General features: G+C 75.2%; 23 protein-coding genes. 8 read left to right on the top strand and 15 right to left on the bottom strand.

The genetic code is table 11. The features are described 5' to 3' along the window. Positions 1-50: 50 nt before the first annotated feature. Positions 51-734, bottom strand: coding sequence for a response regulator transcription factor (locus MCM47_RS16780; RefSeq protein WP_238862420.1), 684 nt, complete (start codon positions 732-734; stop codon positions 51-53). Then, positions 731-1,975, bottom strand: coding sequence for a sensor histidine kinase (locus MCM47_RS16775; protein ID WP_238862419.1), 1,245 nt, complete (start codon positions 1,973-1,975; stop codon positions 731-733). Before MCM47_RS16775 ends, MCM47_RS16780 begins: the two co-directional genes overlap by 4 nt. A gap of 166 nt (positions 1,976-2,141) precedes the next feature. Here MCM47_RS16775 and MCM47_RS16770 point away from each other — a divergent pair, with 166 nt between their 5' ends. Genes MCM47_RS16770 through MCM47_RS16760 form a run of 3 tightly spaced genes read left to right on the top strand, consistent with a single transcriptional unit; the run spans position 2,142 to position 4,650 of the window. Further along, positions 2,142-3,050, top strand: coding sequence for an ATP-binding cassette domain-containing protein (locus MCM47_RS16770; RefSeq protein ID WP_238862418.1), 909 nt, complete (start codon positions 2,142-2,144; stop codon positions 3,048-3,050). Then, entirely contained in the window at positions 3,047-3,856 is an 810-nt protein-coding gene (locus MCM47_RS16765; protein WP_238862417.1) for an ABC transporter permease, read from the top strand. The genes MCM47_RS16770 and MCM47_RS16765 overlap by 4 nt, the downstream gene beginning before the upstream one ends. A 53-nt stretch (positions 3,857-3,909) precedes the next feature. Beyond that, positions 3,910-4,650: a hypothetical protein gene (locus MCM47_RS16760; protein ID WP_238862416.1), complete on the top strand. Its 741-nt coding sequence runs from the start codon at positions 3,910-3,912 to the stop codon at positions 4,648-4,650. 213 nt (positions 4,651-4,863) lie between these two features. On the opposite strand, the gene MCM47_RS16755 is transcribed toward MCM47_RS16760, so the two are convergent. The 3 genes from MCM47_RS16755 to MCM47_RS42610 all read right to left on the bottom strand — a co-directional run bounded on the left by MCM47_RS16755 (position 4,864) and on the right by MCM47_RS42610 (position 9,127). Further along, entirely contained in the window at positions 4,864-5,577 is a 714-nt protein-coding gene (locus MCM47_RS16755; protein WP_238862415.1) for an aminoacyl-tRNA hydrolase, read from the bottom strand. A gap of 146 nt (positions 5,578-5,723) precedes the next feature. Then, on the bottom strand, positions 5,724-6,815 hold the full coding sequence (locus MCM47_RS16750) for an inosamine-phosphate amidinotransferase 1 (RefSeq protein WP_238862414.1): 1,092 nt from the start codon (positions 6,813-6,815) through the stop codon (positions 5,724-5,726). A gap of 374 nt (positions 6,816-7,189) precedes the next feature. Next, positions 7,190-9,127 carry an ATP-binding protein gene (locus MCM47_RS42610; RefSeq protein ID WP_305067990.1) on the bottom strand — a complete coding sequence of 646 codons (1,938 nt, stop codon included), beginning with the start codon at positions 9,125-9,127 and terminating at the stop codon, positions 7,190-7,192. Between the two features lie 202 nt (positions 9,128-9,329). Here MCM47_RS42610 and MCM47_RS16730 point away from each other — a divergent pair, with 202 nt between their 5' ends. The 3 genes from MCM47_RS16730 to MCM47_RS16720 are packed head-to-tail and all read left to right on the top strand — an operon-like array spanning position 9,330 to position 12,081. Continuing rightward, entirely contained in the window at positions 9,330-10,196 is an 867-nt protein-coding gene (locus MCM47_RS16730) for a CoA ester lyase (protein WP_238862411.1), read from the top strand. 2 nt (positions 10,197-10,198) lie between these two features. After that, on the top strand, positions 10,199-11,452 hold the full coding sequence (locus MCM47_RS16725; RefSeq protein ID WP_238862410.1) for an aminotransferase class I/II-fold pyridoxal phosphate-dependent enzyme: 1,254 nt from the start codon (positions 10,199-10,201) through the stop codon (positions 11,450-11,452). Positions 11,453-11,472: 20 nt separating this feature from the next. Further along, on the top strand, positions 11,473-12,081 hold the full coding sequence (locus tag MCM47_RS16720) for a MaoC family dehydratase (RefSeq protein WP_238862409.1): 609 nt from the start codon (positions 11,473-11,475) through the stop codon (positions 12,079-12,081). Between the two features lie 131 nt (positions 12,082-12,212). Here the strand turns inward: MCM47_RS16720 and MCM47_RS16715 are convergent, their stop codons facing one another. The 4 genes from MCM47_RS16715 to MCM47_RS42600 form a co-directional block, all read right to left on the bottom strand. After that, positions 12,213-13,157: a zinc-binding dehydrogenase gene (locus MCM47_RS16715; protein ID WP_238862408.1), complete on the bottom strand. Its 945-nt coding sequence runs from the start codon at positions 13,155-13,157 to the stop codon at positions 12,213-12,215. Positions 13,158-13,249: 92 nt separating this feature from the next. Beyond that, positions 13,250-14,575: a peptide ligase PGM1-related protein gene (locus tag MCM47_RS42605; RefSeq protein ID WP_305067989.1), complete on the bottom strand. Its 1,326-nt coding sequence runs from the start codon at positions 14,573-14,575 to the stop codon at positions 13,250-13,252. A 188-nt stretch (positions 14,576-14,763) separates the two neighbouring features. After that, a complete protein-coding gene (locus MCM47_RS16695; RefSeq protein ID WP_238862407.1) occupies positions 14,764-15,297 on the bottom strand; it encodes a hypothetical protein in 534 nt (177 codons plus the stop codon). Between the two features lie 89 nt (positions 15,298-15,386). After that, positions 15,387-16,316, bottom strand: coding sequence for a hypothetical protein (locus MCM47_RS42600; protein WP_305067988.1), 930 nt, complete (start codon positions 16,314-16,316; stop codon positions 15,387-15,389). A 138-nt stretch (positions 16,317-16,454) separates the two neighbouring features. On the opposite strand from MCM47_RS42600, the gene MCM47_RS16685 reads away from it, so the two are divergent. Both MCM47_RS16685 and MCM47_RS16680 read left to right on the top strand, forming a co-directional pair. Continuing rightward, on the top strand, positions 16,455-16,826 hold the full coding sequence (locus tag MCM47_RS16685) for a YbjQ family protein (RefSeq protein ID WP_238862406.1): 372 nt from the start codon (positions 16,455-16,457) through the stop codon (positions 16,824-16,826). Positions 16,827-16,960: 134 nt separating this feature from the next. Continuing rightward, positions 16,961-18,274 (top strand): NAD(P)-binding domain-containing protein, encoded by a 1,314-nt coding sequence (locus MCM47_RS16680; RefSeq protein WP_238862405.1) that lies wholly within the window; start codon positions 16,961-16,963, stop codon positions 18,272-18,274. Between the two features lie 30 nt (positions 18,275-18,304). On the opposite strand, the gene paaE is transcribed toward MCM47_RS16680, so the two are convergent. The 6 genes from paaE to MCM47_RS16650 all read right to left on the bottom strand — a co-directional run bounded on the left by paaE (position 18,305) and on the right by MCM47_RS16650 (position 24,033). Continuing rightward, a complete protein-coding gene (gene paaE, locus MCM47_RS16675; protein ID WP_238862404.1) occupies positions 18,305-19,501 on the bottom strand; it encodes a 1,2-phenylacetyl-CoA epoxidase subunit PaaE in 1,197 nt (398 codons plus the stop codon). Further along, positions 19,502-20,110, bottom strand: a complete 609-nt coding sequence (paaD, locus tag MCM47_RS16670) for a 1,2-phenylacetyl-CoA epoxidase subunit PaaD (RefSeq protein ID WP_308222338.1) — start codon at positions 20,108-20,110, stop codon at positions 19,502-19,504. Further along, complete coding sequence (gene paaC / locus MCM47_RS16665; RefSeq protein ID WP_238862403.1) at positions 20,104-20,985, bottom strand: 1,2-phenylacetyl-CoA epoxidase subunit PaaC; 882 nt, start codon at positions 20,983-20,985, stop codon at positions 20,104-20,106. The genes paaD and paaC overlap by 7 nt, the downstream gene beginning before the upstream one ends. A gap of 17 nt (positions 20,986-21,002) precedes the next feature. Then, entirely contained in the window at positions 21,003-21,296 is a 294-nt protein-coding gene (gene paaB / locus MCM47_RS16660; RefSeq protein ID WP_030056311.1) for a 1,2-phenylacetyl-CoA epoxidase subunit PaaB, read from the bottom strand. Further along, positions 21,293-22,303, bottom strand: coding sequence for a 1,2-phenylacetyl-CoA epoxidase subunit PaaA (paaA, locus tag MCM47_RS16655; RefSeq protein ID WP_238862402.1), 1,011 nt, complete (start codon positions 22,301-22,303; stop codon positions 21,293-21,295). Before paaA ends, paaB begins: the two co-directional genes overlap by 4 nt. 290 nt (positions 22,304-22,593) lie before the next feature. Continuing rightward, positions 22,594-24,033 carry a M20/M25/M40 family metallo-hydrolase gene (locus MCM47_RS16650; RefSeq protein ID WP_238862401.1) on the bottom strand — a complete coding sequence of 480 codons (1,440 nt, stop codon included), beginning with the start codon at positions 24,031-24,033 and terminating at the stop codon, positions 22,594-22,596. Positions 24,034-24,307: the final 274 nt, after the last annotated feature.

Here is a 24,307-nt window from a genome sequence, read left to right as displayed (position 1 = left end):
GCCGCGGTCCCGTCACCCCGTCGGCCCGTCGGCCCGTCGGCCCTGGCGGCCTACTCCGACGGCTCCACGAAGCCGGCCTCGTACGCGGCGATCACCGCCTGGGTGCGGTCCCGGGCGCCGAGCTTCGCCAGCACGCTGCTGACGTGCGTCTTCACCGTCTGCACCCCGAGGAACAGCTGCTCGGCGATCTCCCCGTTGGCCAGTCCGCGGGCCATCAGACGCAACACCTCCGCCTCGCGCCCGGTCAGGGCGGCGCGCTCCAGCGTCTCGCGCGCGGCGCGGTTGCCCTGGCCGACCGCGAGGCGCCGGATCGCGGCCGGGAAGAGCAGCGACTCGCCCGCAGCGACCAGCCGGACGGCCTGGGCGATCTCGGAGGGGCGCGAGCGCTTCAGCAGGAACCCGTCGGCGCCGGCCCGCAGCGCCTGGTAGACGTAGTCGTCGTTCTCGAAGGTGGTGACGACCAGGATCTTCGGGGCCTGCTCCGACCCCCCGCCGCCCGCGGCCCCGCCCGGGCCCGGCCCGACCAGGGCCCGGGTGGCGGCCAGGCCGTCCATCACCGGCATCCGGACGTCCATGAGCACCACGTGCGGGCGCAGTTCGCGGGCCAGCGCGACCGCCTCGACCCCGTCGGCGGCCTCGCCGACCACCGTCAGGTCACCCTGGGCCTCCAGGACGGCCCGCAGGCCGGCCCGGACCAGCTCCTCGTCGTCGGCCAGCAGTATGTCGATCATCACGCGCCCAAGCGTAGGGGGACGCGAACGGCCAGCACCCACTCGCCCGACTCCGCGTCCGTCCCGGCCGAGGCCTCGCCGCCGAGCAGGACGGCCCGCTCCCGGACGCCGCGAAGCCCCTTCCCACCCCGGCGCGGGGTGGACCGGCCGTGCGGCGCCGGGCCCACGGTGTTGGCGCAGCGCAGCTCGAACGCGCCCTCGCGCACGGCCATCCGGATCCTGATCGGCTGCCCGGGCGCGTACTTGAGGGCGTTGGTGACGCCCTCCTGGACGATCCGGTAGCCCTCGCGGGAGAGCACGCCCGGCAGCCTCCCGGACGGCACGTCGATCCACGCCTCGACCTGGCTGCCGGCCGAGCGTGCGGTCTCGAAGAGCGCGGGGAGCTGCTCGATGCCGGGGCGCTCGCGGGCGTCCCCGCCCTCACCGGCGCAGCCTCCGCCCCCGGGGCGGTCGCCGGTGTCGCGGAGCAGGACGAGGGTGCGCTCCAGGTCGTCCATCGCCCGGCGCCCGGTCTCCTCGATGACCTCGAGCGCGTTGGCGACGAACGCCGGATCGCCGACCTCACGCGCCGCACCGGCCTGGATCACCGTCACCGTCAGGGCGTGGCCGATGGAGTCGTGCAGCTCACGCGCCAACAGGTTGCGCTCCAGCAGCCGTTCGGCCCGCAGTTCGGCGGCGGCCAGCCGCTCGGCCCGCGACGGCCCCAACAGGCTTGTCGCCATGGCCAGTTGAAGGCGGCCGGCCCAGACGATCAACCAGCCGACGCCGAACAGCAGGACCGGCGCCAGCAGTTGGTACCAGGACAGGCCCGTGCGGGCCGGGAACCGGACTCCGTAGAGGTCGGGCTCGGGCCGGACGACCAGGTCGACGGCGGCCGTCGCCGCCAGGATGCAGGCCACCCCGACGGCCGAGCCCAGGGCCGTCCGCCCGACCAGCCACACCGCGGTCCGCCACCGGTCGGCCCAGGTGCGGGCCGGCTCGGCGGCGATGTCCTGCTCCCGGCCGGGCATCAGCAGCAGACGGGCCTGCACGCCCTCGGCCCGGCGCATCGCGGGCACCAGGGCCGCCAGGACGAGCAGGGCGACGTCCACCGGAACCGCCCGCGCCAGGATCCCGCCGAGGGTCGGGCCGGACGTTCCCGGATAGACCATCAGGACCACGCCGGCGAAGATCCAGCCGATGAGCAGATGCACCAGCCGCGCGTAGGCGGCGGCGCTCAGCAGGGGCGCGAACATGCGGGGCATTCGGCCATCCTGCCAGGTCAGCGGCGGGGGCGGTCTCCCTCTCGGGAGGGAGAACCGTCCCCTCCCCGGCGGGATCCGCAGGGCTGGTCGGTTCCGGTCGAATGGTGACCACCCGGAGCGCGCCACCCCAGACGGCGTCAGCGGCAGAGAGAACAGGAGCACGACCGTGATCCAGGTCCAGGGCCTCGGCAAGGAGTACGACGGTACGTGGGTGGTCGCCGACCTCGACTTCGAGGTCCGGCCCGGAGTGGTGACGGGCTTCCTCGGCCCGAACGGCGCCGGCAAGAGCACCACCATGCGGATGATCCTCGGCCTGGAGCGGCCGACGGCCGGCCGCGCCCTGGTGGACGGCCGCCCGTACGCCGAACTGCCCGACCCGCTGCGCCGGATCGGCACCCTGCTCGACCCGCAGGCCGTGCACGGCGGTCGCACGGCACGCGGCCACCTGCGCTGGCTCGCCGCCAGCAACGCCCTGTCGAAGCACCGGGTGGACGAGGTGCTCGCCCAGGTCGGCCTCGCCGACGCGGCCGACCGCCGGATCCGCGGCTTCTCCCTCGGCATGCGCCAACGCCTGGGGGTAGCCGCCGCGTTGCTCGGCGACCCGCCGGTGCTGATGCTCGACGAGCCGGTGAACGGGCTCGACCCGGAGGGCATCCGCTGGATCCGCACGCTGCTGCGCGGCCTGGCCGCCGAGGGGCGGTCGGTGCTGGTCTCCTCGCACCTGATGACGGAGATGGCCCTCACCGCCGACCACCTGGTGGTGATCGGGCGGGGCCGGCTGCTGGCGGACGCCGCCACCGCGGAGTTCATCGACCGGCACGGCCGCACCCGGATCCGGGTGCGTGCGGTGGACCCGCAGAGGCTGTCCGTCCTGATGCGCGACTCCGGCCTGGACGCGGAGCCGGTGGACGGGGGCGCCTGGGAGGTCGCCGGCGCCGAGCCCGAGCAGCTCGCCGCCCTGGCGGCCGCCAACGGCGTGGTGCTCTACGAGATCGCCGTCCAACAGGACACCCTGGAAGAGGCGTTCATGCGGATGACCGCCGACAGCGTCGAGTACCGGGCGGTGGCCGCATGAGCGCCCCGATCGCCCCGGCGGTCACGGCCACCGCGACCGGCCGCTCCGTCGCCGGCAGGTCCACGGCCCCGGGCGTGCTCGACGTCCTGCGCGCCGAGGGGATCAAGCTCACCACCCTCCGCTCGCTCTGGATCACCCCAGCGCTCGCGGCGCTCCTCACCGCCGGGGTCGGCACCGCCGTCGCGGCGGCGGTCGGCGGCGTGGACGCCGGCCTCACCGACGACCCGGGGGTCGGTGTCCACTACGGCCTGAACTTCGGCCAGGCCGCCCTCGCCTGCTTCGGGATCCTGCTGCTGGGGCAGGAGTTCGAGACCCGCATGATCGGCGTCTCGCTCGCCGCCGTCCCCCGGCGCGGGCGCCTCTACGGCGCGAAGCTGGCGGTCGGCGCGCTCGTCGCCCTGGGGGTCGGCGCGGTCGGGACGGCCGGCTCCTTCACCGGGTACGCCGCCCTCGCACCCGGCGCCTGGGACGGCCCGGCCTTCGTCCGCAGCGCCACCGCCGGGGTGCTCTACCCGGTGCTGCTGACGGTGCTCTGCCTCGGCCTGACCGCCGTGATGCGCAACCTCACCGCGGCCATGGGCCTGTTGGTGCCGAGCATCTTCCTGCTCTCGCCGCTGCTCTCCGGCGTGCCGGGCGTGCGGCACGTGGTGCAGTTCCTCCCGGACCGCGCCGGCCAGTACGCACTGCGCTACGCGGACGACCCGGCCGTCCCCTACGGCCACTGGACCGCCCTGCTGATCATGGCGCTCTGGAGCGCAGCCGCGGCCTACGGCGGGCTCCGCTCGATCCGCCGCCACGCCGCCTGACGTCCCTGTCCGGAGTCCCCGTCCCCGTCCCCACCAGTCGGAAGAGGAAGCCGATGACCTCCGTCCTCGCTGTGCTCCGCTCCGAGCGGGTCAAGTTCACCACGCTCCGGTCCCAGTGGATCACCCCGCTCGTCGCCGTCGCACTCACCGTCGGCATCACCGTCCTCGTCAACATCGCGTACGGGACCGTCGACCACACCCCCGGCGAGGACCCGGCCGGGGGGATCTACTACGGCCTGCTCTTCGGCCACGTCGCCGTCGCCTGCACCGGGGTCCTGCTGCTCGGCCAGGAGTTCAGCACCCGCATGATCGACGTCTCGCTGACCGCCGTCCCCCGGCGCGGGCACCTCTACGGCGCGAAGCTGGCGCTCGGCGCCGGGCTGGGGCTGCTGGTGGGGCTGGTCTCCACCGCGGGCTCGTTCCTCGCGGTCGCCACGACCGTCGGCCTCGACCCGTCCACCCCGGGCCTCCGGCGCAGCTTCCTCGCCGGTGTGCTCTACCACCCGCTGCTGGTGGTGCTCTGCCTCGGCCTGACCGCCATGATGCGCAACTTCAGTGCGGCGCTCGGTGTGCTGACACCGATGCTCTTCCTCGGCACGACCTTCCTGGCCGCCGTCCCCGGGGTCGGCGAGGTGGGCCGGTTCCTCCCCGACCGGGCGGGGCTGTACGCGATGCAGACCCGGGCGGACCCGGCCGTCCACTACGGTCACTGGACCGCACTGCTGATCATGGCGCTCTGGAGCGCAGCCGCGGCCTACGGCGGACTCCGCTCGATCCGCCGCCACGGCGCCTGAACGGCCCGGACGGCCCCGGACCGCCCCGGCTCCGCGCACGGGCGCGGGCGCGGGCGCGGGCGCGGGCGCGGGCGCGGGCGCGGGCGCGGGCGCGGGCGCGGGCGCGATCGGGGCGTCAGGGCCGGCGAACGCGCCACCGGGCGCCGACGGACGCCAGGGAACGGCCTTCGGACGCCGCTCGCTGCCGTCCGTCCCCCGTCGCGGCCCGAGGCGTCACGCGCGCAGCGCCGGGTGGTCGGCGACGACCGTGCAGCTCCCCGGGGCGATCTCCGTGAAGCCCGCGTCCTGGACCAGCGGCAGACCGCTCGCCACCAGCTCCGCCCAGGCCTCGGGCGTGGCCGTACGGACCGCCAGGGCGAAGCCGGCCCCGGCCCACTCCTTGCGCTGCGCGTCGCTCAGCCGCCACCAGGCGAGCTGAGCCGCGTGGCCGGTCTGGGCCATGGTCTTCCCGGCGCTCATCTCCAGCTCCGGGTTCAGCCAGAGCACCGGGATCCCGGCCCCGGCGGGGTCCACCGGCCCGGCCTCCGCCAGGTCGGTGCCGGAGACCTGGAGCTTCGCGAGGTCCTTCGGCCAGCCGTCGAGCGGGATCGGCGGGAACACCCGCACCTCGGCCTCCCGCCCGGTCACCGTGATGCCCGGCAGCTCGCCCGCCCTGCGCCACTCGCCGCCCCGCGCCCGGCGGACCACCTTGCGGATCCGGGCGTCCTCCCAGGCCGCCACCTGCTCCGCCCACTCGCCGTCCGCCTCGGTGACCCGGGGGTCGGCCAGCAGGGTGAGCACCGCACGCGCCGAGGTCTCCAGCGCGTCGCTCCGCCCGGGCGGAGCCGCCTTCTCCAGCCGGACGACCAGCGGGAGGACGTACTGCGGCCGCGCATCGCGGTCCTCGGGAGCAGGGATGGGGACGGGAGCATCGAACGGAGAAGTCACCCGTCAAGCATGCCAGCCCCCGCTCCGCGACGATCACCGGAGCCGCGGCCACCGCCGGAGCCGCAGGAGACGGCCGCGGCCGGGCGCCGGCGGGGCAGGCACGGGCACCGGACGCGGGAGGCTCAGGACGCGGGGCCGGCTCAGGCTCAGGAGAGGTAGTCCTCCGGTCCGCCGTCGCGCCGGATGTCCAGCGTCACGCAGTGGAACCCGCCGCCGAGCACCCGCGAGTGCCGCAGCCGGTGTGGCAGGACGGTGATGCCGGCGTGCTCCAGTTGCTTGATCAGGCTGTGCTGCCCCGACTCCACGATCGCCGTGTCCGGGCTGACCATCAGGAGGTTCATGCTGATCCAGCTCTCGCTGAGCGCGTGCTCGGGCGAGTCCGCCGACGGCTCGGCGGGCGGGCACCAGAGGATGTCCCAGCCGCGCAGGGGCTCGGGCACCGTCTCCGGGCTGATCCGCTCCGGGTTGAGCAGCACCAGCCCCGGACGCAACAGCGCGATGGTGCTGTCGATGTGGGTGTAGCCGTAGATGTCGCGCAGCGGGTGGAGCCTGAGGTCGCCCAGCAGGCCGAGGGTCGACTCCAGCCACTTCAGGCCGAGTTCGTTGCCGCTGCGGGACACCTGGTAGAAGACGTCGCGGCCCAGCCGGAGCACGTTGGCGGCGTCGAAGACGGGCTCGGACTCGCCCAGCAGCGGCAGGCCGTCGGCGTCGAACTCGAAGAGCCCGTCGTCGAGTCGGGGCCGCGGTGCGGACAGCCAGCGCGCGCCGCCGAGCAGGTACTCCTGGAAGAGGTCGCGCAGGCCGAACACTTCGAAGTAGCGGTGGCGCATCGGGCTCGCCACTTCGATCACCGTCTCGCCGACGACCAGTGTGAGGTCGCGCGGGCAGTAGGAGTGGAAGCCGCCGTCGGCCTTCCACCCGGGCGCGGAGAACGCGGCCGCGTGGTCGACGACCTGGGGCTGGTGGACGGTCACGCCCAGCTCGCGGAGGGTGGCGACCAGCGCGTCGAGGTCCTCCTCGGTCTCCTCCACGACCTGCTGGGGGTAGGCACCGACCTCGATCGCGGCGAGCTCGGCGGCACTGGTCTTCGGGAAGCAGGAGAGCCAGGACGACGGGTCGGTCTGCTCGGGCAGCCGTGCGCCCACGGCGGTGCCGACCACCACCTCGCGCAGCGTGGTGAACTCGTCCCAGCTGTGGACCGGACGGGCCGGCGCAGCCGGGCGGGTCGACTCGGACATGACTCCCCCTTGACACGTGGCGGAACAGCGTGGATTCGGAACGGATCGGACGGCGAACGGCGGGCAGCCGGAATCGGCCCGACGGTATCGGCGGGTGCGAACGAGAACATCCGGCTGGAGCGGATACCGAACGGCCCGCTCCGGCGGTGGAATTCCTCGAACCTCGGAGAAACCGCCGACCCGGCCGAGGCCGACCGGCGGACGGGAAATCACCGGCCGGGCAGGCGAATTCACGGATTGCGTGAGCCGGGATCGATCGCCAAGCTACCCGGCCGCCCGACGGCCACGCAAGGGAGTGATCGACATTCCCGGCGCCGCCCGATCGACCCGGTGATCGACCGGCGCGTTGTTCGACGCCGCTTTCCCGAGGCCGATCAAACCCGCAGGACGCGGCGGATCCGGCTCCCGCTCGCCAGCGTCAGCAGCGCCCCGCCGGCCGCCGCGATCCCGGCCACGGCCAGGCTCTGCCGCCGGGCCCGGCGCCGGTCGGCCGCCGCCGCACGGACGGCGGCCGCCAGGAACGCGCGCTCGACGCCTCCCGGCACCAACTCGCCCGCCGCCACCTGCCGCCGCACCGCCTCCAGCCGTCCACCCCGGTAGAGCAGCTCCGGGTCGCGGTCGGCCGCCGCCCAGCTGCGCGCCGCCTCGGTGAGCCGGCGGTGTTCGACGATCGTCTCCCGCCCCTCGGCGAGCCAGTCCCGGAGCCGGGGCCAGGCCTGTGGGAGTGCGTGGTGGGCCAGCTCCACGGTGTCGCGGTCCAGTACCACGAGCCGGGCCCGGACCAGTCGTTCGAGCACCGCGGGAACGCCCGGCTCGTCGAACTCCCGCCGTCCGACGGGCTGGTGCGCGCCGTCACCGGCGGCCCCCGTCGGCGGCCGGCCGCCGAGCCGCAGGAAGACCGCCTTCACCCGCTCCCGATCGGCCGGGTCCAGTCCGTTGAACAACGCCTCGGCGGTCCGGGCCAGCGCCCCCTCGAACCCGCCGGTGGCCTGGAAGCCGGCCAGCGTGAGGGCGTTGCCGCTGCGCCTGCGCCAGGTCTCCAACAGGGCCGCCGACAGCAGCGGCAAGGCGCCCGGCTGCCGGGCGGCGGTGGAGATCAGGACGGCGAGCAGGGCGCCCTCGACGGTACAGCCGGCCCGGAGCGCCGGCTCGGTGATCGCCCGGCGCAGCTCGTCCGGCGCCGGCGGGCCGACGTCCAGGACGGCGCCACGGGCGACCGCGGCCAGCCCCCGGTGTTCCGCCTGGAGCGCGGCCGCCTGGTCGGAGCGGAGCACCAGCACCACCCGGCACGGCCCGACGCCGGCGCTCCCGGTGCCGTGCCCGCCGAACCCGCCGAGCCCGGAGGTGTCCGCCCCCGGTCCACCGGCCCCGCGCCCGCCGGTACCGCGCCCTCCGGCGCCCGGGCCGTCCGCCCGGCCCTGCGCGACCGCCACCAGGGTGTCCAGGAACCGGGTGCGTTCCGCGGCGTCCCGGCAGCGCGTGCGTAACTCCTCCCCCTGGTCGACCACCAGGACCGGGCCCGCGGGGCCCGCCCCCGCCGCCCGGCCGCCACGCGCACCCCGTGCCTCCCCGGCTCGATGCCCGAGCCGGGCCAAGGCCAACCTGTACGCCTCCATCGGACGCTCCCCGGGGGTGAGCAGGGCCACCGGGACGGTGCCCGCCCCGCCGGTCCCCCGGCCGCTCCCGCGCCCGGGCCTGCGACCGGCGGGTCCGCGGTGCACGCCCGCGCCGGCGGGAGCCCCCCGACCCGGCGCTGCGTCACCCGCCGGTCCGCCGCCCGGCGTGCCCTCCCCCGCAACCCCGCCGCCGGCGGCCGGCTCCCCCGCCAGCCGGGCCAGCAGCCCGGCCCGGACCAGCGAGGACTTGCCCACCCCGGACGGCCCGGTGACCACCACCAGGCGCCGCTCGTCGAGCAGCCCGACCAACCGGTCCAGCAGTGCCTCGCGCCCGAAGAACCGTTCGGCGTCCACCGCCTCGAAGGCCACCGCCCCCGGGTAGGGGGCCCGCCCGGCGTCCTGGGCACGCCGCCGCGCGGCGGTGTCGGCGGCCAGCTCGGCCGCCAGCAACTGCCAGCGGTGCTGCCACTGACGGACGTCCCCGCCGCACGCCTGGACGTACGCGAGCGTCACGGCGAGGCTGGGCAGCCGCCGCCCGCCCGCGGCCACCGAGAGGCTGGCCGCCGAACAGTGGGCCCGGACGGCCAGTTGGCGGTACGGCGGACTGCCGGCCCGTTCCCGTAACGCCCGTAGATCGCTCGCGAACCGCAGCAGCGGTCCATCCCCTTCGTCCAGCGGGCTCTCCCGACGCGGCACTGCTGTCCTCTTCTCCGTCGAAGTGGCGACCTTCCGGTGTCCATCCCCCGGATTCATCATGCGCAACACCGTTGGCGTCAAACAATGGGGCGCACGAGCCGGTTGTTCCGAGTTGATGTTCAATGTCCAGTCGCTCGGCGCCGAACAATGCCGGTGGGATAGAACCGGGAGCCGCAGACTTCGCTGACTTCGGAGATTTCCCATGAAGTTCACGCGGTACTGCCGTTCCCTGCTGTCCACACCCGCGATGGCGGTGGAGCGGTACGCCAAGAGCCACCAGTCCGGGGCCGACATCGCCATGGTCGACCTGGAGGACTCGGTCCCGCCCGCACGGAAGGAGGAGGCCCGCCGGCTCGCCGAGGAGTTCTTCGACCTCCCGACCACCAAGCTCGCCCGGAGCGCGGTGCGCATCAACGCCCTCTGCGGGCCGGACGGTCTGCGCGACCTGATCGCGATCAGCCGCTACCGGGTGAAGCCGGACATCGTGCTGGTGCCGATGGCGGAGTCCCCACGGGACATCGAGATCGCGGCCGGCGCGCTCGGACCGGACTGCCCGGACACGGAGTTCCTCGCCGTCGTCGAGACGCCGCTCGGCGTCGAGCACGCCCCCGCCATCGCGACGGCCGGCCACCGGCTGCGCGGGCTGGTCTTCGGCTCGGCCGACTACGCGTTCGCGGTCGGTGCCCGGCTCTCCTGGGACGCCCTCGCCCATGCCCGCGGCCGGCTGGTCAACAGCGCCCGCGCCGCCGGGGTGGAGGCGATGGACGCGCCGTTCTTCGAGGTCGCCGATCTGGCCGGACTGCGCCACGAGGCCGCGCTTGCCCGGGACTTCGGCTTCAGCGGCAAGATCGCCGTCCATCCGCGCCAACTCGCGCCGATCAACGAGGCGTTCAGTCCGGACGAGCAACTGCTGGAGCGGGCCCGCCGGGTGGTCGAGGCGGGCCGGGAGAACGGCCGCTCGGTCACCGTCGTGGACGGCGTGATGGTCGGCATGCCCTTCTTCGAGGCCTCGCAGCGCCTGATCGAGCAGTTCGCCCCACCCGAACCGAACGAGACGAAGGAGAAGTGACGATGACCGAGGCAACCGAGCCGGCGCAGTCCGTCCAGGGCCCGCGCCGCTACCGCAACGCCGCGGCGATGCTCGCCGCCGCCGATCCGGTCTGGCAGGCGGCCGGCGCCAACGGCCTGATCGGCATCAAGGTGGACTCGGAGTCCAACAACCGGCTGATCGTCCGCGAGAGCGGCCACGAGTTCGCCAACATGGTCTCCTGCGCGTACCTCGGGCTGAACAACCACCCGCAGGTCGCGGCCGGCGCGGTGGACGCGCTCACCGAGTCCCGGAGCACCTGGCTGGTCACCTCCACCACCCGGATCAGGCACAACCTGCTGGTCCGCCTGGAGGAGGAGTTGGGTGAGCTGTTCGGCGCACACGTCCTGCCCGGCGCCTCCTGCACCTCCCTCACCGCCGGCATCCTGCCGCTGGTCGCCTCCGGCCACCTGAACGACCGCTGCGACGGCAGCAGCGACGGCCCCCGGGTGATGGTCTTCGACCGGTTCTGCCACTTCTGCATGGCCTACGTGAAGCCGATCTGCGCGGACGAGGCGCTGGTCCTCAACTGCCCGCACAACGACCTGGACTACCTGGAGGACATCTGTCGCAGGTACCCGCGGGTCGCCTACGTGGCGGACGGCGCGTACTCGATGGGCGGCGCGGCCGCACTCGACGGCCTGCTCGAACTCCAGGACCGCTACGGCCTGTTCCTCTACATCGACGACTCCCACTCGCTCTCCATCATGGGCGAGCGCGGCGAGGGCTTCGTGCGGTCCCGGCTGGAGATGAACCCGCGGACGGTGATCGTCGCCAGTCTCGGCAAGGGCTTCGGCACCGGCGGCGGCATCGCGATGCTCGGCAACCGGGATCAGTTCGAGTTCCTGCACCGGCACGCCGGCCCGGTCGGCTGGTCGCAGAACGTCGCGCTCCCGCTGGTCGGCGCCTCGCTCGGCAGCGCGGCCATCCACCGGTCGCCCGAACTCGCCGAGCTGCAGGCAAGGCTGAACCGCAACATCGACCTCTTCGACGAACTCCTGCCGACGAGCTTCGCCGGCAACGGCCTGCCGGTGCGGCGCGTGGACGTCGGCGACGCCGAGCGCGCGGTCAAACTCTCCGCCCAGCTCTTCGAGCGCGGCTTCTACAGCTCGGCGGTGTTCTTCCCGATCGTCCCCAAGGGCGAGGCCGGACTGCGGCTGATGATGCGCGCCGACATGGACGAGCGCCTGATCACCGAGTTCGCCGGCCACGTCAAGGAACTCACCGCCGACCTCTGACACCTGGGAGCACCCGCACCATGCCCGAACCCCTGTCCGCAGACCACCCCACCCCCGCGCTGCGCCCCGCGGCCGCCGGCGACCTCCCGGGCGCGGCCGCGGCCGAACCGGAACCAGTCGGCTACCGGCGGATCGGCCGGCTTCGCTACCGCGAGGTGGTCGGCCGCTACTACGAGGAGTTCACCGTCGGCGACGTGGTCGAGCACCGACCGGGACGCACCGTCACCGAGCTGGACAACGTGCTGATGAGCATGCTCAGCATGAACGACGCGCCGCTGCACATCGACGCGGCGTACAGCGAACACACCCCGTGGGGGCGGCCGATCGTCTCCAGCCTGGTGACGCTCAGCATCGTCGGGGGGATGACCGCCCGCTCCACCAGCGGGCGCACCATCGCCAATCTCGGCTGGGAGAACATCCGGATGACCCACCCGGTGTTCACCGGGGACACCCTGTACGCGGAGACCGAGACGCTGGCCAAGCGGCTCTCCAAGAGCCGCGCCGGCCAGGGCATCGTCAGCTGCCGCACCACCGGGACCAAGTCCACCGGCGAGGTGGTGGTGGTGTTCGAGCGCAGCTTCCTGGTCCCGCTGCGCGGCCACGGCCTGGACGAGGTCGCCGGCTACTGACGGCGGAGAACCGGACGGCCCCGGGGACGGAGTTCGGCGGACGGACACCCGGATCCGCCCGCCGAGCCCCGCGGCCTGCGAACCCGTCCCCCGGATTCGCCGGTCGCGCCCTCGCACTCCCGTGCCCCTGCCTAGGCGCGCACGTCCACGAGCACCTTGCCCATCGTCTCCCGCGCACCCATCGCGCGGTGCGCGGCGGCCACCCCGGCGAGCGGGACGACGCGGTCGATCCGCGCCACCAGCCGCCGCCGCTCGGCCAGCGCGAACAGGCGGGCGGCGACGTCCGCGAACAACGCCCGGTCGTCCAGCACGTGCTGGAGCCAGAAGCCGAGCACGCCGACCGACCCCTCGGCCAGCTCGGCCACCGAGAACGACTCCTCCGGACCGCCGCGCGCGCCGACGGAGAGCAGCCGGCCGAACGGCGCCAGCGCCGCCAGCCCGGACCGCAGCACCCCGCCGCCGACCGAGTCCACGAAGAGGTCCACGCCGCCCGCCTCGCCGAGCAGTTCGGCCAGCCGCGGATCGGCGGGGTCGAACACGGCGTCGGCCCCCAGGGAGCGGACGAAAGCCCGCTTCGTCTCGGTCGAGGCCACGCCGAGCACCCGGCCCGCGCCCAACTCCCGGGCCAGCTGTACGGCCAGGTGCCCGACGCCACCGGCCGCCGCCGTCACCGCGACCCGCTCGCCCGGCCGGATCCGCCCCAGCAGGGTCAGCGCGCCGTAGGCCGTCGCCCCCTGCTCCAGCAGCGCCAGGGCCTGCTCGTCGCTCACCCCGTCCGGCACCTCCACGGTGAACACCAGCTCGGCGCAGGCCACTTCGGCGTATCCGCCGCCCGAGCGGAGCAGTGCGGCGACCCGCCGGCCGTCGGCGCGCCGCCGGCCGACCACGTCGGCGCCGAGGACGGCGGGCAGCGGGTGGCACCCGTAGGACCCCTCGCGGCAGTGCAGATCCGCGTAGTTGAGACCGGCCAGGGTCACGTCGATCAGCACCTGGCCCGGCCCGGCGACGGGTTCGGGCACGCTCTCGGTACGCAGGACCTCCGGCCCGCCGTAGGACCGGATCACCGCCGCACGCATCACCGAAGACCTGCCGGCGGGGCGACCGGAGCCGGCACCACCGCGAGGGTCGCCCCCCGAGGCGCCCGGACCCGCCCGTTCGCCGTCGCGCGTCACGGCGTGAACAACCCGAGCAGGCGGCTCTCGGCGGCCCGGGCTGCCGCCGCGTCCTCGGCGATCACGCAGTACATCACCGAGCCGTCGGCCGGACCGAAGTCCGCGCTGAACACCACGCCGGTGCGGGTCCGCCGGTCGAAGGCCAGCCCGGCCCGCTCGACCGCCGCGACGGCCTCCGGGAAGGACGGCACGTGCAGGCCGGCCAGCTCCAGGATCACCCGGTGGGCGCGGTGTTCCGCCCCGACCAGGCGGGCGAACAACGCGTCGTGCAGATGGGTCGACCCGGTCAGCCGCCCGTTGGTCTCGCTGAAGTACAACTCGCCCTTGGGCGTGAGGAAGGCGTCGGCGCTGACCGTCCCCCGGTACCCGAGAACCCGCAATGACTCGCACAACCGGGCTGCCTGCTCGACGAGTTCGGCCCGCACGCCGGCGTCCGGGGTGACCGGCGGAGTGATCTCCCCGACCACCACCGGATCCATCAGCATCTCGCCGCAGCCGGAGAGCACCGAGCCGCCGTCGCCGACGGAGAACTCCGCGTACAACGGCACGGCGTCCGCGAAGTACCGCTCCACGACCACGCGCTGGTCGCGGCCACCGGTCAGCCACTGCCACCGCTCGGCCACGTACGCGGCCACGGCACCGGCGTCCGCCAGCTCCACCGCCCGCTGCGCCCCGGCCGGGGCGACCTGCTCGGCCCGGGTGAGGACCTCGTTGCCGAAGCCGCCCGCCTGGTACTCGACCTTCACCATGACGCTGTGGCCCTGCTCCAGCAGCCCGTTCACGGCCGCCTCCACCTGCTGCGGCGAGGTGGCCACCGTCCCGGGCGACACCGGCACACCGGCCCCGGCGGCCAGCGCCCGGAACACGGCCTTGCTGTTCACCAGCGCATTGCCGCCCTGCGCGGCGAAGGCGTGCCCCGGCACGGCGTCCTCGGCCCCGATCGCCGCGGCCAGATCGACCACGGCCGCGTTCGGCGATATCGCCAGCACCCGCCCGACCGTCCGTCCGGCCAGCACGCGGCGCAGCTCCCGGCGGAATCCCGGGTCGGCGAGGCGGTCCGGGGTGAGGATGTCCCCGCCGTCCGGGGCCGCGGGCGGCACGACCACCGTCAGGCTCTCCGCCCTGGTCCCGGTGAGCCCGGTGACGTACGCGAGGTAGGCCGGTTCGGGCTCCCACGGCAGCACCAGGACGTCACCGTCCTCGGCGAACCAGAGCATCCGCTGGGCCCCGCAGCCGGCGAACGCGCGCTCCAGCGCCGTCATCCCGGTGAGGTCCCCGACCATCTCCTCGGTGCGGTTGTTTCCGATGCACAGCGTCGTCATCTGCCGAACTCTCCCCATCGCCGGTCGGTGCTGCGCTCCAGGTGTAGCGCACCGGGGTTGTTCGAGTCCGGCTGTCGGTCATTGAACAAAAAGGCTGAACAACGGCCTCCGCCTGCCCGCGGCGGGGCGGCGCGCGCCGCCCCGGCGCGGCACCCGGGCACGGCGTCCGCACCGCGCCCGGCGAGGGGTCAGTGCAGGCGCTGCCGCAGTTCGGCGACGGCGGCGCGGATGCCGGCGGCGTACGCGTCCTCGGGTAGTGCGTCCAGGCTTCGCACCGCCCGCTCCAGCTCCTCGCGCGCCCGGTCCGGCTCGCCGAGCTTGAGGTGGTCGGAGGCCAGGTTGAGGTGCAGAGCGGGGTAGAAGGCGCGGACCTGCAGGGCGGACCGGTAGGTCTGCGCCCGCTCGGCGGTCAGCGAGTCGGCGGCGGCCAGCGCCCGCCGGTCCCACTCCAGTTCGGCATGCGGATCGTCCTGCAGGTCGGCCAGGTAGTGGGCGAGGACGCAGCGGTGGAAGACGTCGCCGCTCTCGCCGAGGGCGTCCCACAGCTGCTCGAAGCTCGCCCGCGCCTGCGCCGTCCGCCCGCGCTGCGCCGCCTGAACGCCGTCGAGGCCGAGCGCCACCCGCTCCAGCACCGGGTCGGGGGCGGCCGGATCGACGTCGGCAGGCACGGGTGCAGCCCGGTCGGCGGCGGGCCGGCCCTCGGGGTCGGACATCTCGGACATGTCCGCAGCCTAACCGCGGAGCCGGCCCGCCGCGCCGCCGGAAGCCGCTCGGGCGCGCGCCCTGCGCGGGGGGGCCGGCGGCCTCCCGGTCAGCGCCGGTAGCCCCGCTGCCCGTCCCGCTCCTCCGCGTCCTCGTACCCGAGGAACCAGCCCTCCGGATGGGTCGCCGCCAGCAGCCGCTCGGTGCGCTGCTCCGAGTCCAGCTCCGGGTCCCCGTCGTCCGGCCCGTAGGCCCCGAACAGCTCGTCCTGGCAGCCGTCCCAGTCGTAGTCGTAGAGGTCGGCGGGCAGGTCCCCCATCATGTCGGCGACCGATTCGGGCTGCGCGCCGAGCAGCGCCCGTGCGTCCACCAGGGCCATCCGCAGCGCGATCTCCTCGGCCAGGCAGCGCGGCAGCGGCCATTCGCCGAGCGCGAGGTCGTCGGCGAGGTCGTCGAAGGCGCGGGCCATCGACCGCCGCCAGGCCCGGTGCATGCGCCAGGTGCGCTGCGGCAGACGGCCGAAGACCGTCCAGTCCCCCTCCTCGCCGTCCACGACCGGTTCGTCCTGGTGCTCCTCCAGGTCGTCGTACGCGGCGTCGGCCAGGCCGAGCAGCTGGGCGTGGAGCAGGCAGGCGGTCCGCGGGGTGAGGGTCCAGTCCCCCGCCGCGCCGCCGTCCTCCTCGTCGCCGTCCAGCGGGAAGAGCTCGGCGAAATCGGGCGCGAAGTCCTCGGTGACGCTGATCTCCAGCGTGCCGCCGATCGCCTCGACGCCCGGGATCGCCGCCACCAGCCGGTCCGGGTGGAGCAGCGCACCGAGCGCCGCGTTGGCGTCCTCGGCCACCTCGCGCAGCAGCTCGCGGCGTTGGCCGGCCGGGTCGATGCCCTCGAAGTCCAGCTCCTCCACGGCCGCGATCGCGGCCGCGCGCAAGGCCGGCCAGTCGGTGATCCGCAGGCCCAGCACCACCGTCGCCTCGATCTCCTGCGCGCCCGAGTCCTCGGCCGCGCCCGGCCCCTGTGGATGATCGCTTCGCTCGCCCATGGGGCTACGGTACGGCTTTTCCGCCGCCCGATCACCGGTCCGGTGCGGTCCGGCTCGGCAGCGCCCACTCCAAGCCATCTCCGGCCCTCCCGGCCACGCCTCTGGGCGGGGGCCGTGGACAGCCCGCAGGATGGCCCCATGGCGAACATCGACGAATTCGGCGGCGGGCAGCGCCCGGACGCCCAGGTCCTGGTGGTGACCACCAACGACATCCCCGGCTTCCGGGTCGACCACGTGATCGGTGAGGTCTTCGGGCTGACGGTCCGCAGCCGGCACGTCGGCAGCCAGATCGGCGCGTCGCTGAAGTCGCTGGTCGGCGGCGAGCTCCGGGGTCTGACGAAGACCCTGGTGGAGAGCCGCAACGAGGCGATGGACCGGCTGGTCGAGCAGACCAGGGCGCGGGGCGGCAACGCGGTCCTCATGTTCCGTTTCGACGTCACGCAGGCGGCTGACGTCGGCACCGAGGTCTGCGCCTACGGCACGGCCGTGGTGATCTCCCCGGCGACCTGATCCGCCGCCGCCCACCGACCCGGCCTCCGGCGTGCCCCGCGCGGGGGGTGCGCGCCCGGCGCGCCCGGCGTGCGTACGGGGCCGGACCACCCGCGCCCGGGGAACACGCCCGCCGGGCCCGATGTTTCACCGATGTGACTGTTTACGGTGCAACCAACGACAGCGGAGTGCGGACCGGCGAGCTCCGGCGGGTGGACGTCGTGGTGGTGGGCGCCGGGCAGGCGGGCCTCTCCGCCGCCTACCACCTGCGCCGCCGCGGCTTCGCCCCCTACCGGGCGGGCGCCGACGGCGGCTTCGTGGTGCTCGACGGGGACACCGCTCCGGGCGGGGCCTGGGCCCACCGCTCGCCCTCGCTGCGGATGGCCACCGTGCACGGCTTCCACGACCTCCCCGACTTCGAGCTGCCCGAGCCCGACCCGGACGCCCCCGCGCGCGAGGTCGTCCCGGGGTACTTCGCGGCGTACGAGGCCCGGCACGCGCTCCCGGTCGTGCGCCCCGTCCGCGTCCTGGCCGTCCGCTCCGCGTCCGACCTGCCGGACGCCGGGACGGACGCGCGGACGGGCGCCGGGACCGACGCGCGGACTGACACCCGGACGGACGGCGGGACGGAGGACGGGCACGAGGTCGCACCGGGCGGGCGGCTGCTGGTCGAGACCGATCGCGGCACCTGGTCCACGCGCGCCCTGATCAACGCCACCGGCACCTGGACCCGCCCGTTCCTGCCCCACTACCCCGGCCACTTCGCCGGCCGGCAGCTGCACTACGCCGCCTACCGGGGCCCGGAGGAGTTCGCCGGCCGGCGCGTCCTGGTCGTCGGGGGCGGGGCCTCGGCGATCCAGGTGCTGTCCGAGATCGCGACCGTCGGGGAGACGGTCTGGGTCACCCGCACCCCGCCGGTCTTCCACGACGGCCCGTTCACCCCCGAGTACGGCCGCGCGGTCGTCGCCAAGGTCGAGGAACGCGTCCGCCAGGGCCTGCCGGTGCGCAGCGTGGTGAGCGTGACCGGGCTCGGCCCGTCCGTCGCCTACCGCCGCGCCGAGGAGCTGGGCGCGCTGCACCGCCGCCCGATGTTCGACCGCCTCACCGAGCACGGGGTCGCCTGGGGCGACGAGGAGCTGGCGGTGGACGCGATCGTCTGGGCCACCGGATTCCGCCCCGAGGTCGGCCACCTCGCGCCGCTCGGCCTCCGCTCCGCGGGCGGCGGCATCGCGCTCACCGGCCCCCGCGCCACCGCCGATCCGCGCGTCCACCTGGTCGGCTACGGACCGTCGGCCAGCACCGTCGGCGCCAACAGGGCGGGCCGGGCCGCCGTGAACGACATCGTCGGCCTGCTCGGCGCCCCGGCCCCGGCGGCCCCGCGGCCTGCCGGCCCGGCCGTCGCCCCGGCCGCCGGGACCGCCCCGGCCGCGGTCGGCGGCCGGGAACCGGTCACGGTCGCCGTCCGCTGACCGGCGCAGCCCGGCCCCGGGCTGCGCCGGTCAGCGGTCGAAGTCGACCGTCACCCGGTCGGTGACCGGGCGGGCCTGGCAGGTCAGGACGTAGCCGGCGGCCACCTCCTTCTCCTCCAGCGCGAAGTTGCGCCGCATCTCCACCCCGCCCTCGGTGACCAGGGCGCGGCAGGTGCCGCAGACCCCGCCCTTGCAGGCGAAGGGCAGGTCCGGTCGGGAGCGCTGCGCGCCGTCCAGGATGGAGCGGTCGCACGGGAGGTCGAGCGTGCTGCCCCGCCCGTCGAGCACGACGGTGACCTCGCTGTGGGGGCGGTCGCCCGCCGCCTCCGTGCCGGTCTCGTCGGCGCGCCGGGTGATCGGCTCGTCCTCGGCGTGGAACAGCTCCTGGTGCACCCGCTCGCCCGGGACACCCAGGCCGGCCAGGAGCTCCTTGGCCCCGGCGACCATGCCGAACGGGCCACAGAGCCACCAGTGGCCGACCTGCCGGACGTCCACCAGCGCCGTCAGCAGCGCCTCGACCCGCTCCGGGTCCAGCCGCCCGCTGAGCAGTTCGGCGTCCCTGGTCTCGCGGGAGAGGACGTGCACCAGCTGGAGGCGGCCGAGGTAGCGGTCCTTCAGGTCGGCCAGCTCGTCGGCGAACATCACCGTATCGCTGCGGCGGTTGCCGTAGAGCAGGGTGACGGTGGAGGTGCGGTCGGCGGCGAGCACCGAGGCCGCGATCGAGAGCATCGGGGTGATCCCGGAGCCGGCCGCCAGCAGCACGTGGTCGGCGGCCACGCCCAGATCGGGGGTGAAGAGCCCGGTCGGGGTCAGCACCTCGACCTCCTCGCCGGGCCCCGCATCGCGCACCAGCCAGCGGGAGAACAGCCCGCCCGGCACCTCCCGGACGGCGATCCGCAGCGGTCCCCCGACCGGGGCGCAGATCGAGTACGAGCGGCGCTCGTCCACCCCGTCCACCACCCGCCGCAGCGTCAGCGTCTGCCCGGGGCGGAAGGCGAAAGCGTCGGACAGCCCGTCCGGCACCGCGAAGGTCACCGCGACCGCGTCCTCGCAGAGCCGCTCCACCTCGGCGATCCGCAGGTGGTGGAAGGCCGGACGGCGAGCCGGCCGGACACCGGGGGCGGTGTCGACGTCCGCACCGGCGTCGGCGGCGACGTCGGCGGCGACCGGGTCGGCCGGGCCGGCGGTCTCGGTGGGGCGGGCCGTGCTGGCGGGACCGGCGGCCATTCAGATCTCCTTGACGCGTTCGAAGGGCTCGCGGCAGTCGCGGCAGCGCCACAGCGCCTTGCACGCGGTGGAGCCGAACCGGGACAGTTCCTCGGTGTCGGTGCCGCCGCAGAGCGGGCAGGGCACCAGGTGGCGGGTGGGACCGAGCGTGAGCAGGGGCGAGGCGGTGCTGCGCGGCGCAGCGCCGGCGGAAGCCGCCGAGGCCGCCCGCTCCGACGCGGAACGCGGCGGGGCGATGCCCGCCTCGGCGAGCTTGCGGCGCCCCTCGGCGGTGATCAGGTCGGTGGACCACGCCGGGTCGAGCCGCAGCCTGACCCGGACGTCCGCGTAGCCGGCCGCGCGCAGCCGGCGGTCGACGTCGGCCGCCATCTCGGCGACGGCCGGGCAGCCGGAGTAGGTCGGCGTCAGCCAGGCGGTCACCGCGGCCCCGGCGGGGGCTCCGGTCGCCTCCGCCGTCCCCGCCTCCGCCGTCCCCGGCGCCGCCTCGACCTCGACCTCGGCCAGCACGCCCAGGTCGGCGAGGGTGAGCATGGGCAGCTCGGGGTCGGGGACCTCGGCGGCCACCGCCCAGGCCCGCTCCCGCGGCGTCGCCGCCGTGCCGGTCACCACGTCGCCCCCGGGTGCGCACGGGCGAGCACCTGCAGTTCGGCCAGCAGCAACCCCAGCGCCTCGGTGTGCACGCCGTCCCGGCCGGCCCGGCCGCCGACCGTGGCCAGCCCCGGCACCTCCGGCACCGCCAGTCCGGCCTCGGCCAGCACGGCGGCGAGCGAGCGCAGCACCGGCTCGCGCAGCGTCGCCGGGTCCACGCCGACCCGCAGTTCCACCGGGTGCGCGGTGAACAGCTCGTCCAGCAGCGGCCAGACCGCGTCCAGGCCGGCCTGCATCCGCTGCGCCGAGTACGCCGTCCCGTCGCCCAGCCGCAGCGTCCAGGCGGTGGCGTACTCGCGGTGGTACGCGAGCTCCTTGGCGCCCCGGGCGGCGACCGCCGCCAGGACCGGGTCGGCGTGGCCGGCCAGCTCCTCGTACAGTGCGCCGCGCGCGGTCGCGAAGAGCAGCAGGCGGGCGATCGAGTACGCGAAGTCGCCGTTGGGGGCCTCGACCAGGCGGACGTTGCGGAACTCGTGCTCCTCGCGCCAGTAGGCCAGATCGTCCTCGGTGCGGCCGGAGCCGTCCGCCTGGCCGGCCCGGGTGAGCAGCTGGCGGGCCTGGCCCAGCAGGTCGAGGCCGAGGTTGGCGAGCGCGACCTCCTCCTCCAGCTCCGGCGCCCGGGTGCACCACTCGATGAGCCGCTGGGCGAGGACGAGCGCGTCGTCGCCCAGCATCAGGCAGTACGCGGCGAGGTCGGCTCCGTCGAGGCCGGCCGGCACCGCCGTGTCGACCCCGAGCAGCGGGTCGGCGAAGCCCGTGCCGTAGGCCCAGCGGCCCTCGCCCTCGGGCTCGGGGGACGCCTCGGAGAGGCTGAGGTAGACGTGGTCGTCGGTCATGGTACTGCTGCTCCCCGTCAGATGTGCGGGACATCCTCGGGGATGTCGTAGAAGGTCGGGTGGCGGTAGACCTTGTCGCCGCTCGGCTCGAAGAACGGGTCCCGCTCGTCCGGCGTGGAGGCGGTGATCGCGTCCGAGCGGACCACCCAGAGGCTGACGCCCTCGTTGCGCCGGGTGTAGAGGTCGCGGGCCGCGAGCAGCGCCATCCGGTCGTCGGCCGCGTGCAGCGAGCCGACGTGGACGTGGTTCAGCCCGCGCCGGGGGCGCACGAACACCTCGTACAGCGGCCAGCCGGCCTTGGACTCGGTCACTTTCCGTTCTCCTGTTCCGGGGTGTGCTGGGCTTCGTCGGCGGTGCGGGTCCCGGCCTCGGCGCGGCGCTTCGCGGCGTAGGCGGAGGCGGCCTCGCGCACCCAGGCGCCGTCCTCGTGGGCGGCGCGGCGGCGCTCGATCCGCTGGGCGTTGCACGGGCCCTGGCCGTGGATCACCCGGGTCAGTTCGGACCAGTCGGGCTCGCCGAAGTCCCAGCCGCCGCGCTCCTCGTTCCACCGCAGCTCGGGGTCGGGCAGGGTGACGCCGAGGTGCTGGGCCTGCGGCACGGTCATGTCCACGAAGCGCCGGCGCAGTTCGTCGTTGGTGTGCCGCTTGATCCGCCAGGCCATCGAGCGGGCGGTGTTCGGCGAGTCCCCGTCCGAGGGGCCGAACATCATCAGCGACGGCCACCACCAGCGGTCGACCGCGTCCTGGACCATCCGGCGCTGGGCCTCGGTGCCGCGCATGAGCGTCATCAGCAGCTCGTAGCCCTGGCGCTGGTGGAACGACTCCTCCTTGCAGATCCGGACCATGGCCCGGGCGTAGGGGCCGTAGCTGCAGCGGCAGAGCGGCACCTGGTTGCAGATCGCGGCGCCGTCGACCAGCCAGCCGATCACGCCGACGTCGGCGTAGGTGAGCGTCGGGTAGTTGAAGATCGAGGAGTACTTCTGGCGGCCGGAGATCAGCTTCTCGGTGAGCTCGGCTCGGTCCACCCCGAGGGTCTCGGCGGCGGCGTAGAGGTAGAGACCGTGGCCGGCCTCGTCCTGGGCCTTGGCGAGCAGGATCGCCTTGCGGCGCAGCGACGGGGCGCGGGTGAGCCAGTTGCCCTCGGGCTGCATGCCGATGATCTCGGAGTGGGCGTGCTGGGCGATCTGGCGGATCAGGGTGGCCCGGTAGGCGTCGGGCATCCAGTCCCGGGGCTCGATCCGCTGCTCGGCGGCGATGACCGCCTCGAAGCGCTCCTCCTGGGTCTGGGCGGGGACCGGTTCGGCCACCTCTGCTGTCACCACGGTCCCCTCTCACGTGTCGCGCGTCGCCGGACGCGAGGCGTGACGGGCAGGGCGGCTGGGTCCCGCCGTGTCGCCCGCCGGGCACTCGCGCTCCCGACTGACCGTTCGGTCGGTTCCATTGTGCGCGGTGAGGCGGCGCCCTGACAAGGGAGGCGGGCCGGGGCCCGCTCGGGGCCGGACGGGATGCGGCCCGCGGACCGGGAGACCCGACGGGCCCGCCGTCCGGCGGCTGCCGGACGGCGGGCCCGTCTCCCGTTCGCAGGCGGCCCGACGGCCGGGCGCCGGACCTACCCCTCCGCCCGGTCCCGCAGGCGGGGCAGCGGGACGGCGAGGAGTGCGGCCAGCAGCGCGATCCGCGGCGCCAGCTGGTCGATCCGGATGTGCTCGTGCCGTGCGTGGGCACCCGCACCGACCGCGCCGAAGCCGTCGAGCGTCGGCAGTCCGCGCGAGCCCGGCAGATTGGTGTCCCCGGCGCCGCCCGCCGGGCCGCCGTCCAGCTGCTGGCCGAGCACGGCCGCGAGCGACCGGACGTGCCGCAGCAGCGGGTTCGCGGCGCGCTCCGGCCAGGCCGGGCGGCTGGAGAGCACCTCGGTCCGCACCCGCGCCCCCGGGCGCAGTGCGGCGAGCCGGGCCAGGTTGTCGAGGGTGCGGCGCTGGGCCTCGGCGGTGGCGAAGCGCAGACCGAGCTCGGCCTCCGCGCGTCCGGCGACCACGTTGGCCCGGGTGCCGCCACTGATCCGCCCCGCGTTGAGCTCGGTGCCCGGCTGGCAGGCCAGCCCGCGGACCGCGACCAGCTGGTCGACCAGTTCGTCCACGGCGGACACGCCCTCCGCGGCGTCGTTGCCGGCGTGGGCCTCCCGCCCGGTGACCGTGAGCCGGACCCGGCTGCTGCCGCGGCGCGCGGTCTTGAGCCGGCCGTCCGGGTGCGGCGGTTCGAGGCCCAGGACGGCGGCCGCGCCGCGCAGTTGCCGCTCGACCAGGCGGCGGCCGTCGGGGCTGCCGACCTCCTCGTCGGAGACCACGACCAGCCGGACGGTGCGGTGCGGACGCTGGCCGAGGTCGGCGAGCAGGGCGAACGCGCCTTCGAGGACGGCGAGTCCGCCCTTCATGTCGATCACCCCGGGACCGGTGAGGATGCCGTCCTGTTCGGTGACCGGCCAGTCCTCGAGGGTGCCGACCGGCCAGACGGTGTCGTGGTGGCCGACCACCAGGAGGTGCGGAAGGCTCTCGTCCTGGCCGTCCCACTGGAGCAGCAGGTGGTCGCCGGCCGGACCGGCCTCGCGGTGCGCGGTGGCCCCGGTGGCACGGAATCCGGCGGCCAACTCCTCGGCGAGCGCGTTGAGTCGGGGCGCGTCCCCGCTGGGCGACTCGATCCGGGCCAGGTCGGCGCAGCGGCGTCGGACGGCTCCGGCCAGGGTGCGGGCGCGGGTGGTGAGCGCCTGGGGAAGGCCCGGCAGGGCCGCGGTGGGTCCGTCGGCGGCCGGCGGTGCGGCCGCGGGGCCGGCGGCGGGGCCGGCGGACGGGACGGTCCCCGCGGCACCGGCACCGGCACCGGTGCCGGGAGACGGAGCGCCGGCCTCCGGGTCGGACGGCTCGGCGACGACGGGGGCCGCGGTGGCGGCCGTTCCCGCCGCGGCGTCGGGGGACGCGGAGACGGCGGCCGGGGTCAGCGCGGGTTCGGTGGTCACGGGCTCGGCGACGGGCGGCCGGACGGTTCGGGGACTCAACGCTCGCCTCCGCGGCCGCCGCCGGTATTGAGCGGTCGCACCGGCCGGCCGGAGCGCGCGGCCCGAGTGACCCCGGACGCTCCGCTCCGCCCGACGACCCCTCTGAACCCGGCAGGAGCTGGGATCCCCCGGGACGGCCCGTCTGGCTCAAGTCCGGTGGAACGGCTGGGCGGCGTGCTTGGCATTGCGTCCTCCTCGCTCGATCCGGTGGCCCCGGTCGACCCGGGGCCCCGTGGACGGCGGCTTCGAAGCAGCGGTCGCAGCGACTGCACCG

The organism is Kitasatospora sp. A2-31 (genome assembly GCF_022288725.1).
Lineage (GTDB): Bacteria > Actinomycetota > Actinomycetes > Streptomycetales > Streptomycetaceae > Kitasatospora.
Note: the sequence above shows the minus strand (reverse complement) of the source record. Positions and strands in the feature narration are given on the sequence as shown.

Bases quoted from the DNA above. Each gene is read 5' to 3' on its own strand.
- MCM47_RS16685 (WP_238862406.1), top strand. From the start codon at position 16,455: ATGGCGAACATCGACGAATTCGGCGGCGGGCAGCGCCCGGACGCCCAG.
- MCM47_RS16760 (WP_238862416.1), top strand. From the start codon at position 3,910: ATGACCTCCGTCCTCGCTGTGCTCCGCTCCGAGCGGGTCAAGTTCACC.
- MCM47_RS16715 (WP_238862408.1), bottom strand. From the start codon at position 13,157: ATGCGTGCGGCGGTGATCCGGTCCTACGGCGGGCCGGAGGTCCTGCGT.
- MCM47_RS16750 (WP_238862414.1), bottom strand. From the start codon at position 6,815: ATGTCCGAGTCGACCCGCCCGGCTGCGCCGGCCCGTCCGGTCCACAGC.
- MCM47_RS42605 (WP_305067989.1), bottom strand. From the start codon at position 14,575: ATGACGACGCTGTGCATCGGAAACAACCGCACCGAGGAGATGGTCGGG.
- paaE (WP_238862404.1), bottom strand. From the start codon at position 19,501: ATGGCCGCCGGTCCCGCCAGCACGGCCCGCCCCACCGAGACCGCCGGC.
- MCM47_RS42600 (WP_305067988.1), bottom strand. From the start codon at position 16,316: ATGGGCGAGCGAAGCGATCATCCACAGGGGCCGGGCGCGGCCGAGGAC.
- MCM47_RS16725 (WP_238862410.1), top strand. From the start codon at position 10,199: ATGACCGAGGCAACCGAGCCGGCGCAGTCCGTCCAGGGCCCGCGCCGC.
- MCM47_RS16765 (WP_238862417.1), top strand. From the start codon at position 3,047: ATGAGCGCCCCGATCGCCCCGGCGGTCACGGCCACCGCGACCGGCCGC.
- MCM47_RS16720 (WP_238862409.1), top strand. From the start codon at position 11,473: ATGCCCGAACCCCTGTCCGCAGACCACCCCACCCCCGCGCTGCGCCCC.
- MCM47_RS16695 (WP_238862407.1), bottom strand. From the start codon at position 15,297: ATGTCCGAGATGTCCGACCCCGAGGGCCGGCCCGCCGCCGACCGGGCT.
- MCM47_RS16775 (WP_238862419.1), bottom strand. From the start codon at position 1,975: ATGCCCCGCATGTTCGCGCCCCTGCTGAGCGCCGCCGCCTACGCGCGG.
- MCM47_RS16730 (WP_238862411.1), top strand. From the start codon at position 9,330: ATGAAGTTCACGCGGTACTGCCGTTCCCTGCTGTCCACACCCGCGATG.
- paaC (WP_238862403.1), bottom strand. From the start codon at position 20,985: ATGACCGACGACCACGTCTACCTCAGCCTCTCCGAGGCGTCCCCCGAG.